The sequence below is a fragment of the Sulfuriferula plumbiphila genome, from assembly GCF_009938015.1.
Classification (GTDB): domain Bacteria; phylum Pseudomonadota; class Gammaproteobacteria; order Burkholderiales; family Sulfuriferulaceae; genus Sulfuriferula; species Sulfuriferula plumbiphila.
On record NZ_AP021884.1, the window covers coordinates 2,432,950 to 2,446,315 of the forward strand.

The following is a 13,366-nucleotide window of genomic DNA, read 5'->3' on the forward strand; positions in this document are numbered from 1 at the left end:
GGAAAGCCGGAATTAAACCATGCAATCTTGTTGGATTAGGCTGATTACCCTGGTTTTCCCCTGTGTACTCCGCGACCTCCGTGGCAAAAAATTTTTTCTGAAAGCCCATACCATGAAACTCGGCACTCCGCTCTCCCCCTCCGCCACCCGCGTCATGTTCCTCGGCAGCGGTGAACTCGGCAAGGAGGTCATCATCGCCCTGCAACGCCTGGGCGTGGAAACCATCGCTGTGGACCGCTACGCCAACGCCCCCGGCCACCAGGTAGCGCATCGGTCGCATGTGATCGACATGACCGATAGCGCCGCTTTGCGCGCGCTGGTGGAGCAGGAGCGCCCGCACCTGATCGTGCCGGAAATTGAAGCCATCGCCACCGGCGCGCTGGTGGAAATCGAACGCAGCGGGCTGTGTGAAGTCATCCCCACCGCCCGTGCCGCCCAGCTCACCTTGAACCGCGAAGGTATCCGCCATCTGGCTGCCGAAGCATTGGGTTTACCCACTTCCCCCTATTGCTTTGCCAACAGCCTGGCTGAATTGCAGGCGGCGATTGACGGCGGCATCGGCTATCCGTGCGTGGTCAAGCCAGTGATGTCGTCTTCCGGCAAAGGCCAAAGCAAGCTGGACAGCCCGGCTGACGTGGCCAGCGCGTGGGAGGTTGCGGCCAGTGGCGGGCGCGTGGATCAGGGGCGGGTGATAGTTGAGGGCTTCGTTGATTTCGACTACGAAATCACCCTGCTCACGGTGCGTGCGCTGGGCGCATCGGGCCAGGTTGAAACTTATTTCTGCGAGCCGATCGGACACTTGCAGGTGAAGGGCGACTACGTCGAATCCTGGCAACCGCAGGCGATGTCTCCGGCAGCCCGGGCGGCAGCGCAGGCGATCGCCCAAAAAGTCACCGACAACCTCGGCGGACGCGGAATTTTTGGTGTGGAGCTGTTCGTCAAAGGCGATCAGGTGTGGTTCTCGGAAGTGTCGCCGCGCCCGCACGACACCGGCATGGTGACGATGTGCAGCCAGTATCAAAGCGAATTCGAGTTGCATGCCCGCGCCATCCTCGGCCTGCCGGTGGACACCCGCCTGCGCGAGGCAGGTGCTTCCGCAGTGATTTATGGCGGCATGCAAGCCAGCGGCATCGCGTTTGACGGCGTTGCCGAGGCACTCGCCGTACCGCGTTCCGATATACGCCTGTTCGGCAAACCCGAGGCATTTTCGCGGCGTCGCATGGGGGTGGCGCTGGCCTGCGCCGGCGCCACCGACAGCGCGCGTGATCGCGCCAGGCTTGCTGCCAGCCGGATCAGGCCGGTGGCAGCGTAGCCCTTTCGATCAGCAAGCGGAACGCATATGGCGTAGAAAAAAATGCCTGGATCAGATTTGAGCCCGACAAAAAAGGCGCATCCAGCGCCTTTTTTGTCGGGCTTATCCGGGGTGAATCGCCCGGATCAATTCCGCCCGATCAGCTCCAGGAGCGATTACCGTTGCTGCGGTTACCGCCGCCATTGCCCTGACCATCGCGGCGCGCACCGGAGGCGGGACGCGCAGCGCCATCACGGCGGCCGCCGCCGTTGCCGCTATTGTTGCCCCAGCTGTTGCCGTTGCTGTTACCTGCACCGCCATTACCATTAGCGCTGTTGCCATAACCTGAAGTGCGACGCTGTTCCCCCTGGCCGGAAGGGCGGCCACGGCCTGCACCCGGACGGCCGCCAGGGGCAGCGCTACGCGGCTTCAGCTTGGGCTCAAGACCGACGATGACTTCAGCCGGAATCTGCTGGCCGGTGAAGCGTTCGATGCGCTTCAATTGCATGGAATCACGCGGGCTGGCCAGCGATATGGCAATACCCGAAGCACCGGCACGACCGGTGCGGCCGATACGGTGCACGTAATCTTCCGGGTTTTTCGGCAGGTCGTAGTTGATGACATGGGTGATGCCGGGCACGTCCAGGCCGCGCGCGGCGACGTCGGTGGCCACCAGCAGGCGGATATTGCCCTGGCGCATCTGGGTGATGGTGCGGTTGCGCGCGCTCTGGTGCATATCGCCGTGCAGCGCGGCGACCTTGTGACCCTGTGCCTGCAGGTCGTCGGCCAGGGTATCGGCGTCGCGCTTGGTCGCGGTGAAGATGAGCGCCTGGTTGATGTCCACGTCATTGATGAGGTGGGTCAGCACGCGATTCTTGTGGGAAAGGTCGTCCACATAGTGCATGTGCTGGGTGATGTTCTCATGACGTGCCTGCTGGTGGGCGATTTCGATGCGCTTCGGGGTTTTCAGCAACTGCTGGGCGAGGCGCGCGATGTTGCCTTCAAAGGTGGCGGAGAACATCACCGTCTGGCGGCTCGCGGGCGTGGCATTGGCGATCCGTTCCACGTCATCGAAGAAACCCATGTCCAGCATGCGGTCCGCTTCGTCCAGAATCAGCATTTCCAGGCGCGAAAAATCAATGCGGCCGCGCTCGATGTGGTCAATCAGGCGACCCGGGGTTGCCACCAGCACTTCAAATGGCTGCGACAGCATTTTGTTCTGTATCGGATACGGCATGCCACCCAGAATGCTGACCACTTTCACGCGGCGCAGGTGCTTGCTGTATTTTTCCGCAGCGGCGGTGACTTGCAGCGCCAGTTCGCGGGTCGGGGTCAATACCAGGATGCGCGGGCCGCGGCCGGCAACCGCACTGGGCTGGGACAGTTTTTCCAGCGCGGGCAGCATGAAGGCAGCCGTTTTGCCGGTGCCGGTCTGAGCCGAGGCAAGCAGATCTTCGCCAGCCAGAATAAGCGGAATGGCTTGTTCCTGAATCGGGGTGGCCTGGGTATAGCCCGAATCAACAAGCGCTTTTATGAGAGATTCATTGAGACCGAGGGTTTCGAAAGACACGAAATTTTTCCTTAAAAAAAGCAAATAGCAAGCCAACGGGGATAGGCTAGCTACAGCCATCCACTGCCGGCGCGTAACATCGTCGCTAACCGGGTGGCGCTGCGCTTTCAGAAAAAACCGTGCTGAAACGCGATGAGGTCAGGGATCGATGGCGTGTTGTGAAACACGCGCCCAAGCCTTGATCGGAACAGTGAAGATCAGGGCGGTTGGGAGAATTAGATTATACTGAAATTCTGAAAATACACAATGTCATGATATAATTTTTCGTTTGCAAAACCGGAAACGAACATGTCCCGCGCGCTCAGAAATATCGCTATCATCGCCCACGTTGACCACGGCAAGACTACGCTGGTTGACAAACTGTTACAACAAGCTGGCACTTTTGCCGCCCACCAGGCTGTCACCGAGCGTGTCATGGACAGCAACGATCTGGAAAAAGAGCGCGGCATCACCATTCTGGCCAAAAATGCCTCGGTCGAGTACAAAGGCAACCGTATCAATATTGTGGATACCCCCGGTCACGCCGACTTCGGCGGCGAGGTCGAGCGTGTGCTGTCCATGGTAGATGGCGTGTTGCTGCTGGTGGACGCAGTGGAAGGGCCCATGCCGCAAACCCGTTTCGTTACCAAAAAAGCGCTGGCACTGGGCCTGAAGCCCATTGTGGTGATCAACAAGATTGACCGCCCGGGCGCCCGGCCCGACTGGGTGGTGAACGCCACTTTTGATCTGTTCGACAAACTCGGCGCGACTGAGGAGCAAATGGATTTCCCGGTGGTCTACGCTTCCGCGCTGAATGGCTACGCCACGCTGGATATGAAACAGCCGAGCGACAACATGAGCGCGCTGTTCGAAACCGTTTTGGCCAACGTGCCGTCGCCCGCCGGCGATCCGGACGCGCCGCTGCAACTGCAACTGTCTGCGCTCGACTACTCCAACTTCGTCGGCCGCATCGGTGTCGGCCGCATCAGCAACGGCCGCATCAAACCTGGGCAATCCGTAGTCGTGATGGCCGGGCCGGACGCCACGCCGAAGACCGGCCGCATCAATCAGGTGCTGGGCTTCCAGGGCCTGGAACGGGTACTGCTGGACGAAGCCCAGGCCGGCGATATCGTGCTCATCAACGGCATCGAGGACATCGGCATTGGCGTGACCATCTGTGACCGGGAAAATCCGCAAGCGCTGCCCATGCTGAAAGTGGACGAGCCCACCCTGACCATGAACTTCCAGGTCAACACTTCGCCGCTGGCCGGCACCGAGGGCAAGTTCGTCACCAGCCGCCAGATCCGCGACCGCCTGAACAAGGAGTTGCTCACCAACGTCGCGCTGAAGGTGGAAGAAACCGGCGACGCCGATGTGTTCCTGGTATCCGGCCGCGGCGAGTTGCACCTCACCATCCTGCTCGAAAGCATGCGCCGGGAAGGCTTCGAAATGGCCGTTTCCAAGCCGCGCGTGGTGTTCAAGGAAATCAACGGCGAGAAATGCGAGCCTTATGAAGCGCTCACCGTAGACGTGGAAGACAGCAGCCAGGGCGCGATCATGGAAGAACTCGGCCGGCGGCGCGGCGACCTGCAGGACATGCAGTCCGACGGCCACGGCCGCGTGCGCCTGGAATACCGCATCCCGGCGCGCGGCCTGATCGGCTTCCAGTCCGAGTTCATGACCCTCACCCGCGGCACCGGCATCATGGCCCACGTGTTCGATGACTACGGCCCGATGAAGGCCGACATGCCCGGCCGTCGCAATGGCGTGCTCATCTCCCAGGACCAGGGCGAGGCGGTTGCCTATGCCTTGTGGAAACTGGAAGACCGCGGCCGCATGTTCGTCGCCCCCGGTGACAAGCTGTATGAGGGCATCATTATCGGCATTCACAGCCGCGACAACGACCTGGTGGTTAACCCCATCAAGGGCAAGCAGCTCACCAACGTGCGCGCCTCCGGCACCGACGAAGCCGTGCGCCTGACGCCGCCGGTCAAGCTCACGCTGGAATCCGCAGTGGAATTCATCGACGACGACGAACTGGTGGAAATCACCCCCCAGTCCGTCCGCATCCGCAAACGCTTCCTCACCGAGAACGAGCGCAAGCGCAACCGCGCTGCGTAAGCTCGGGCAATATCAAAAAACCCCGGTCACGAGCCGGGGTTTTTTATTGCGTGGCCACTCCTATAAAATAGCGTAATTCATTCAATCGCCAACCCTGTGACAGCCGACTATAAAAAATGGCCATTAAAACCACCCTCAAAATGGGCGACCCGCGCCTGTTGCAGCCAGCAGCATCCGTCAGCGCCTTCGACACACCTGAATTACACGCGCTGATTGCGGATTTGCGTGACACCATGGCGGCGCTCAACGGCGCGGGACTGGCTGCGCCCCAGATCGGTGTCGGCTTGCAAGTCGTCATTTTTGGCGTGCACAGCACACCCCGCTATCCGGACGCCGAGCCGGTGCCCGATACGGTACTGGTCAACCCGGCGCTGACCGCCATCGGCACAGACATGGATGAGGCTTGGGAGGGTTGCCTGTCGGTGCCGGGCATGCGCGGGCTGGTGCCACGCCACACGCACCTGCATTATCGCGGGTTTGACCAGTTCGGGGCAGTCATTGACCGCACCGTGTCCGGCTTTCATGCGCGCGTGGTGCAGCACGAGGTGGATCATCTGCTGGGCATACTCTATCCGATGCGGATCCGCGACCTGCGCAATTTCGGCTTTACCGAGGTGCTGTTTCCGGAGCAAACCAGCGTGGAATAAATCTCAGGTTTTCAACACCGCAAGCAAATCGGTTTCCAGCTGCATCAGTGATTTCTGCCTGGTCAACACCGCCCCCTGGATCATGAAAGTATCTTCCGCGCGTTCACCCAGGGTGGTGATTTTGGCGGCATTGATGCGCACATGGTGCTGATGCAGCACCTGCGCGATGGCCGAGAGCAGGCCCGGACGGTCGCCCGCGACTATGCCCAGCATATGAAATGCGCCCTTTTCATCCGGACGCAGGGTAATTTCCGGGGTGATGGGAAAATGCCTGAGGTGGCGGCTGATCCGCCCGTGGCCAGACGGCTGGAGCACGCTCCGGGCATGCAGCACCAGCATCAGCTCGTGTTCGATATAGCTTAGAAAATCCCGGTAAGGCACTTTGCGTTGCGCCTCGTCCATTACCATAAAGCTGTCCAGCGCATGACCGTTGCGCGTGGTATGAATTTTCGCATCCAGAATGGTGTAGTTGAGGCGCTCGAAAAATCCGCAGATGCGCGCGAACAATTCCTCCCGGTCCGGCGCGTAGATCATGACCTGAACGCCTTCGCCTATTGGGCTCAGGCGGGCCCGCACCAGCGCTTTGGCACTGGCTGTGCTGTGCCACAGGAGACGCGTATGCCAGGCTATTTCCTGGGCCTCGTGACGCAGGAAATAGCTGTCATCAAGATTACCCCACAGGATGTCCTGGGCATCGGCCTCCAGCCCATACAAACGCAAAATACGCTGCGCCTCTGCCTTGACCGCTGCGATGCCGCCGGGCTGCGGGCTATCGCTACCCAACACGCGCCGCGTAGCGTAGAACAGGTCTTCCAGGAGCTTGCCTTTCCAGGCATTCCACACCTTGGGACTGGTACCGCGAATGTCGCACACCGTCAGCAGATAGAGCGCAATCAGATGCCGCTCATCCGGCACCCGGCCGGCAAACCCGGCAATCACGTCGGCATCGGACAAATCCTGCTTCTGCGCCGTGGCCGACATGGACAGATGCTGTGACACCAGCCAGCCGACCAGTTCCACATCTTGCGCCGTCAGACCGTGCTGGCGGCAAAAGCGCCGCGCATCCACGGCCCCCAGGGTGGAGTGGTCGCCGCCGCGCCCTTTGGCGATGTCGTGAAACAGTGCCGCCAGATACAGCACCTCGGGGCGCTCGAAACCGCTGATCAGGCGGCTGGCCAGCGGGTATTCGTGCGCCAGCTCGGGGACGTTGAGGCGGCGCATGTTGCGCAGTACAGTGAGAATGTGTTCATCCACCGTGTAGATGTGAAACAGGTCGTGCTGCATCTGCCCGACCACGCGCCCGAACGCCGGGATATAACGCCCCAGCACGCCGTAGCGATTCATGCTGCGCAACGCCCAGGTCAGCCCGCGCGGCTCGCGCAGGATGGCCATGAAGCGCGCACGGTTGGCCGGGTCGCGCCGGAACACCGGGTTGATGCGCTCACGTGCCCGCCACAGGGCGCGCAAAGTGCCTGCCGTCATGCCCTGCAATTCCGGGCGGCGCTGCAGCAGATGGAAACATTCCAGTATGGTGCCGGGTTCGCGCTCGAATACGCGCTCGTCCACCGCTTCCAGCAAATTGCCACGCACCTGGAAACGCGCGTTCAATGCCGTGGGCGGCAGCTCGGCCAAGGCAGCAAACACCCGCGCGCGCAAGCCGGGGATGAGAATATCGCGCATCTGCGCGACGATCTTGGCGCTGCGATAATAGCGTTGCATGAGCAGTTCGCTGGCACGCCGCGTGGCCGTCGCCGAAATGCCGTATTGCGCAGCCAGCGCATTCTGATAATCAAACAGCAGACGATCTTCGCGCCGTCCGGCAAGATAATGCAGACGGAAACGCAGGCCAAACAGGAAACGTTCCAGCGCCTGGATCTGGCGCATTTCACCTGCGTTCAACAAGCCCGCTTCGGCCAGATCACTCCAACGCCGTCCGATACCCGCCGCCTGCGCCAGCCACAGCAGGTTGTGCAGGTCACGCAGCCCGCCCGGGCTTTCCTTGAGATTGGGCTCCAGACTGTAGGCGCTGTCGTTGAAGCGTGCATGGCGCTGGTCCTGTTCCAGCAGCTTGGCTTCAAAAAACACATGAGGGTCGAGCTCGGCACGGAACATCTGCTCAAAATGCCGGTACAGACTGCGCTCGCCGCATAGATAGCGCGCCTCCAGCAGATTGGTCTGCACCGTCACGTCGCGGCGCGCTTCCTCCAGGCACTCCGCTACGGTACGCACGCTGTGCCCAACTTCCAGGCCAATGTCCCAGAACAGGCCGACGAGATGCTCGATTGCCGTTTGGGTAGCCGCATCGGGATTGGCCTGCAGCAGGATTAGCACATCCACATCGGAATGCGGAAACAGCTCGCCCCGCCCATAGCCGCCCACCGCCACCAGAGATGCCGTTGCGGGTAGCCGTACCGCAGTCCATAGCGACTGCAGCACCTCATCCACCAGGCGCCGGTAGCGCATCAGCAAAGACCGTGTCGCTACTTTGCCGTCAAAGGCATGCCTGATTGCGTCGCGTCCGTTGCCCAGCGTTTCGCGCCAGCCACGCGGGTCAAGGCTGTCCACGCGCTGCGGCGAACTGGCTGTCATGAAGGTGGAGAATCAGGCGGCCTGGGTCAGGAAAGCCGGAACCGGCGGCGTACCGGCAGAGACAGTGAGCACCTCGTAACCGGTCCCGGTGACCAGCACGGTATGCTCCCATTGCGCCGACAGGCTGTGATCCTTGGTGACAATCGTCCAGCCGTCGTTCATCTGGCGGATGTCGCGTCGACCGGCATTGATCATCGGTTCGATGGTGAAAGTCATTCCCGCTACCAGTTTCAGCCCGCTGCCAGGGCGGCCGTAATGCAATACCTGCGGTTCTTCGTGGAATCCGCGGCCGATGCCGTGCCCGCAAAATTCGCGCACCACGCTGCAACCTTGGGATTCGGCGAATTTCTGGATGGCGTGGCCGATATCACCCAGGTGGACACCGGGACGCACCATGGCGATGCCATGCCACATCGCCTGGTAGGTAATCTCGCACAGGCGGCGCGCCTGGATGGATGGCTCACCCACATAAAACATGCGGCTGGTATCGCCGTGCCAGCCGTCCTTGATGACAGTCACGTCGATATTGACGATATCGCCCGCCTTGAGCTGCTTGTCGCCGGGTACGCCGTGACACACCTGATGGTTGACCGATGTACAAATCGAGCGCGGATACGGCGCATGACCTGGCGGCGCGTAATTGAGCGGCGCCGGGATGGTGCCCTGCACGTTCACCATGTAATCGTGGCATAACTGATCCAGTTCGCCGGTGGTCACACCGGGCTTGACGAACGGCGTGATGTAATCCAGAACTTCGGCAGCCAGACGGCCTGCAACCTGCATTTTTTCGACGTCGGCGGAGGATTTAATGCTTACGGACATATGCGCTTGATAGAACGAAAAAAAACAGTATTGAGCATAGTAGATTGCCCATGCCCGGTCAATCCACGCCTGCAATAGCGCTTGACAAAAAAACCCCCGCCATTACAATGCGCATCTCGTTGACGCGGGAATAGCTCAGTTGGTAGAGCGATACCTTGCCAAGGTATAGGTCGCGAGTTCGAGTCTCGTTTCCCGCTCCAGAACACCGGGGAAAGCTTCTTGCTTTCCCCTTTTAATTTCAGCCGGACGTGGTGTCCGACTGATTTCAGCGCTGGTTTCATCAAGCACCCCTGGCGGGGTGGCAGAGTGGTTATGCAGCGGCCTGCAAAGCCGTGGACGCCGGTTCGATTCCGACCCCCGCCTCCATTCCGCCCGGATGGTGGAACAGGTAGACACAAGGGACTTAAAATCTGTTTTGTCAAGTATTTTTCTCTCGTGCCACCAGGGCGGAAGGTCAGTAGTGACAATGGTTTGTGAACATCCAAGGCGTAGCTTCGCGGCTCGGCTTGATGGTCAGGAGCCAACCAGGAGCCAGTAGAGAGAGTGTAGGCTCCTGAGCATCATGTAATGCCCGAGTGGTGAAATCGGTAGACACAAGGGACTTAAACAATTTGAGCCTTCGGGTGGAAACGCCCGAAGTGAAGCCCGTCAAAGTCGGCGAAAGCCCTGGATGCTACGGCATCCGAGCCAACGCCGAGCCAAGCCCAGGCCCAACGCTTGGGAAGGTGTAGAGAGCAGACGGCGGGCACCTACGGCCGCAAGGCTATGGTGAAGGCGTGCTCCAGACCACGAACAGCGCATGCGCTGGCGGCGAAAGCCGAAGTGGTAAGAAAATCCCTCGCCGTAAGGCGTGCCGGTTCGATTCCGGCCTCGGGCACCAATTCAAGCCGCTTCCTTCGGGGAGGCGCGAAAGAGATTCAAGGCAAGGCGGCGCAGGAAGGAGAAGTTCTGGGCGGCATTGCGCAAACGGATCGGGCTGGCATCTTCGCCGAAGGTCACATCGAGACACCAGTGCAATCCGTTCTCGATGCCCCAGTGGGTTCGCACTTCGGGGAGCGGCTTTCAGTTTTCTACAGGCTCTTTGTGCTTTAGCCGGATAGCCGTGGGTTTCTTGAACCCTCGATCTCCCGCCATGAACGCCTCAAGCATATGCGGGATCAGCGTCGCCGCATCGACCGCCTCGCCGTAGGCCTGTGCATGCAGCGCGGCGTAGCGGTCGAGGTCAGCCTTGAGGCTGGTCGGGCACGTAAAGGTCAGCTTGATGCTCTCGGTCTTGGGCAGCGGCCCCAGCCGCAGCTTGCGCGTAGTGCTCATCGCGAAGTCCCCCGATTGAAGAACAGTGGCTGATAGGGCCGCAGCACCAGATCCCGATTGACGATGATGCGCACGGGCAGGCCCGGCCGCTCCGTCAACGTCGGCTGGATGTTGAGATTGCGCCGGGTCATCTCCTGTCCGACCTGGTTCACGCTGTCCTGAAGGCTGTCGCGCCCGGCGATGACGATCCGATTGCCATCCTGGCGGCTCTCCGGCGCAGCCAACTCGGCGCCGACGCCCAGCAGCGTCGTCAGCGCCGCGCCGGCAAAGATGCGGTCCCAATGCCAATCGACGCCATCCTCCAAACCGGCGTAGCCGGCCGGGTCGGTGCCGGCCAAGTTGTCCAGCGTCAGTGATGAAGTGTCGGGTAGGATGATCCGATTCCACACCACCTGCACCCGGCTCTGCCCGTAGCTCACCTGGCTGTTGTAGCGGCCGAGGATGCGCGAGCCTTGCGGGATCAGCAGAAACTTGCCGGTAGCCGTGTCGTAAATCGGTTCCGTCACCGTGGCGATCACGTCGCCCGGCAGATCGGACTTGATGCCCGTGACCAGCGCGCCAGCGATCACCGTCCCGGCCATCACCTGGTAAGGTGAAGCCGGCATTTTCAGGTTCCCGGAATTACGGGTTTCCGTAGTTCCGGCTTTCAGGAACGCCTCTTTCTGGTCCTGCCGGTTCTGCACAGCGGTCGGATCGGCCGGTTGGGCCGCCGTCGAGGCCGGCCCGGCAGCCATCGGATCGAAGCCCGCAAGGCCCGATGCGGGACTGGCCGTGGCCACCTGCGTTGGCGCGACAGCGGCGCGCTGGTTGCTGGAACGGAAGAACACCGATGCCCCTGCGGCCGCTTCCGCTTCCTTGCGCTGTGCGTCGTGCTCGGCATTAGCCGGAGCGTGGCCGGGCGGGGTGTAGCTGGGTGTTACCGGCTGCTGCGACTTCACGATGGCTGGCCCCAAGTCGCCCGGCAGCGGCGGCCCCAGTTCGGGTACTTGGGGAGGCAAAGCCCGCGGCAGCTTGGAGTAATCGGTTGGAAGCTGGTCCAGTCCTTCCGAGCGCGAAACGCGATCCACGTTGTAAAGCTCGGCCTGTTCGCTTGCACTGCGCTTGCGCGGTTGCAGCGACCACATGGTTGCGCCCAACACAGCTACGGCGAGGCTACCGGCCAGAACCATCAATGTGCGCCGGTTCAAGCGCGTCACCGGACGCGGCTGGGCGCGCAGCGCCACGTTCTCTGGCGCGACCTTCGGGGCGGCGTCGGGAACAGGCATATCAAGGACATCGTTCTGGCTCATGGTCAGTTCCCCCGTGCTCCGACTGCGACCCCATCGGTGCGCTCAATGCGCACCACTTCGCCCCCATCGCTTCCCTTTCCACCGCCCAAGCGCAGTTCGGCCGCGCCGAACAGCCGATCCACGATGTAGTACGGCGAGCGGAAACGGTAGTTCACCAGTTGTCCGTCGCCCTGAGCACCGATCACGAACAGCGGCGGCAGCTCGCCCTGGGCGATGCCCGGCGGGAACTGGATGTAGACCTTCTCGCCATCGTCGAAGGCGCGCAGCGGCTTCCACGGCGCATTGCTGCCGCTGATCGCGTAGCGGAAGCGAATCTTTTCCAACGACAGGCCGGTATCGACCGGTGCGGTCGCCTGCGCAGCCTGTGCCTGGCGCTGCAAGGCCAGCATCCGATCTTTCGGGTATTCCCACGACACCGAAGCCATCCAGGCGCGTTCCGTCGAGGTCAGCTCGATCAGGTACGTGCGCCGACTGGTGGTGATGACCAGATTGGTCTTGAGGCCCGAGCGGATAGGCTTGACCAGCACGCTGACGCGCAACGCATCACCGGCGCCGCTGGAGGTGTCACCGACAATCCAGCGCACGGTATCGCCGGCGGCAACCGTTACGAGTTCCTCGCCGGGTTGGAGAGAGATCACCGTTACCCGTCCCGGCGCCGCATAGACCTGATACAGCGCGCCATCGGTAAAGGGCCAGACCTGGATGGCGTTGACGTAGCCCTCGCGCGTGGGCGCGATGCGCGCCTCGGCGTTGGCACGCGAGACCCGCAGCTTTTCATCGGCGGGCTCAGGTGCAGTCTTGACCTCGATGCTCTCCGGCAATGGTTTCATCTGCGCCGGCATCGGCAGCACCTTCGGCACCTCCACCACTTCAACCGGCTTGGGCGGTTCGGGCAGTGGCTGGGCCTGCACCGGCTCATCAAGCGAGATGGCTGGCGGCGGCGTGCCCTTCGTGGCGCAGCCCAGTAGCGACAGTGCAGAGGCTGCAAGCATCAACACGAAAGCGTAAAAGCGGAAAGACTGGTTCATGGCTTGGCTCCTTCGGTGGCATCGAGTTCGCGGCTCCACGACAGTCCGTTGACGTAGATGCCCAATGGGTTCTTGCGCAACCGCTGCTCGGTGCGCGGGGTTTGCAGGACGGTGGAAATCACGGCGTTCCAGCGCTCGGTGCCGACCGGCGCTCCGTTGACGAAGCGCTGCTCGGTCCAGCGCACGTTGAAAGACGCGTCGCTGGCGCGCACGACGCTGGTGATCTGCACCGTGACCGACTCCTTGCCGACGCGGACAAACGGGTCATGGGTGCTCGCGTACTCGTTGAGCACGCCCGCGCCGCGATCGGTGGTGTAGTCGTAGGCATCGAGCCAGTTCTGCCGCACGACGATGGGGTCGATGGACAGCGAACGAACCAGCACGACGAAGTGCGCCAGGTGATAGGCGATCTGCGCATCGTTCGGTCGGTACGGTGTGGCGGCTTCGCCGACCGCCCGAACTTGGCCGGCCTGATCCACCTCCACCACGTAGGGCGTGACGATGGACTGCGCCGAACGCCAGACCAGACCGCCGGCCATCAGCAACGCGAGCGACAAACAGCCGAAAGCCATCAGCCGCCAGTTCTTGGCCTGCACGCGGGCCGAGCCGATGCGCTCGTCCCACAGCTGCGCGGCGGATTGGTAGGGAGTGGCAGGCTGCGGCGTATCGGCATAGCGCACCTGCGGTCGTTTGAATCGCATGGTTTGTTCTCCTTA

General features: G+C 61.7%; 10 protein-coding genes, 2 tRNA genes and 1 pseudogene. 5 read left to right on the forward strand and 8 right to left on the reverse strand.

The features are described 5' to 3' along the window. The first annotated feature begins 112 nt into the window (after positions 1-112). Positions 113-1,312 carry a formate-dependent phosphoribosylglycinamide formyltransferase gene (gene purT / locus GZH91_RS12615; protein ID WP_147071350.1) on the forward strand — a complete coding sequence of 400 codons (1,200 nt, stop codon included), beginning with the start codon at positions 113-115 and terminating at the stop codon, positions 1,310-1,312. A gap of 139 nt (positions 1,313-1,451) precedes the next feature. Here the strand turns inward: purT and GZH91_RS12620 are convergent, their stop codons facing one another. Beyond that, a complete protein-coding gene (locus GZH91_RS12620) occupies positions 1,452-2,861 on the reverse strand; it encodes a DEAD/DEAH box helicase (RefSeq protein WP_147071352.1) in 1,410 nt (469 codons plus the stop codon). A gap of 288 nt (positions 2,862-3,149) precedes the next feature. Between GZH91_RS12620 and typA the strand changes: the two genes are divergently transcribed. Then, positions 3,150-4,961, forward strand: a complete 1,812-nt coding sequence (typA, locus tag GZH91_RS12625; protein ID WP_147071354.1) for a translational GTPase TypA — start codon at positions 3,150-3,152, stop codon at positions 4,959-4,961. Positions 4,962-5,077: 116 nt separating this feature from the next. Further along, positions 5,078-5,608, forward strand: a complete 531-nt coding sequence (def, locus tag GZH91_RS12630; protein ID WP_147071356.1) for a peptide deformylase — start codon at positions 5,078-5,080, stop codon at positions 5,606-5,608. A gap of 3 nt (positions 5,609-5,611) precedes the next feature. On the opposite strand, the gene GZH91_RS12635 is transcribed toward def, so the two are convergent. Both GZH91_RS12635 and map read right to left on the reverse strand, forming a co-directional pair. After that, the gene (locus tag GZH91_RS12635) at positions 5,612-8,197 is read right to left on the reverse strand and encodes a [protein-PII] uridylyltransferase (RefSeq protein ID WP_147071358.1); all 2,586 of its coding nucleotides are present in this window, start codon (positions 8,195-8,197) and stop codon (positions 5,612-5,614) included. Positions 8,198-8,209: 12 nt separating this feature from the next. After that, positions 8,210-9,019 carry a type I methionyl aminopeptidase gene (gene map / locus GZH91_RS12640; protein WP_147071360.1) on the reverse strand — a complete coding sequence of 270 codons (810 nt, stop codon included), beginning with the start codon at positions 9,017-9,019 and terminating at the stop codon, positions 8,210-8,212. A 124-nt stretch (positions 9,020-9,143) separates the two neighbouring features. Between map and GZH91_RS12645 the strand changes: the two genes are divergently transcribed. Both GZH91_RS12645 and GZH91_RS12650 read left to right on the forward strand, forming a co-directional pair. Continuing rightward, positions 9,144-9,219, forward strand: a tRNA-Gly gene (locus GZH91_RS12645). Between the two features lie 92 nt (positions 9,220-9,311). Beyond that, positions 9,312-9,385 (forward strand) — tRNA-Cys (locus tag GZH91_RS12650). A gap of 546 nt (positions 9,386-9,931) precedes the next feature. On the opposite strand, the pseudogene GZH91_RS12655 reads toward GZH91_RS12650, so the two are convergent. The 5 genes and pseudogenes from GZH91_RS12655 to trbF form a co-directional block, all read right to left on the reverse strand. Continuing rightward, positions 9,932-10,066, reverse strand: a pseudogene (locus GZH91_RS12655) (transposase); the annotation flags it as partial. 15 nt (positions 10,067-10,081) lie between these two features. Then, positions 10,082-10,333: a DUF2274 domain-containing protein gene (locus GZH91_RS12660; protein ID WP_147071364.1), complete on the reverse strand. Its 252-nt coding sequence runs from the start codon at positions 10,331-10,333 to the stop codon at positions 10,082-10,084. Continuing rightward, positions 10,330-11,622: a TrbI/VirB10 family protein gene (locus GZH91_RS12665; RefSeq protein ID WP_147071366.1), complete on the reverse strand. Its 1,293-nt coding sequence runs from the start codon at positions 11,620-11,622 to the stop codon at positions 10,330-10,332. The genes GZH91_RS12660 and GZH91_RS12665 overlap by 4 nt, the downstream gene beginning before the upstream one ends. A gap of 2 nt (positions 11,623-11,624) precedes the next feature. Then, complete coding sequence (gene trbG, locus GZH91_RS12670; protein WP_147071368.1) at positions 11,625-12,650, reverse strand: P-type conjugative transfer protein TrbG; 1,026 nt, start codon at positions 12,648-12,650, stop codon at positions 11,625-11,627. Then, entirely contained in the window at positions 12,647-13,351 is a 705-nt protein-coding gene (gene trbF, locus GZH91_RS12675) for a conjugal transfer protein TrbF (protein ID WP_147071370.1), read from the reverse strand. Before trbF ends, trbG begins: the two co-directional genes overlap by 4 nt. Between the last annotated feature and the right edge of the window lie 15 nt (positions 13,352-13,366).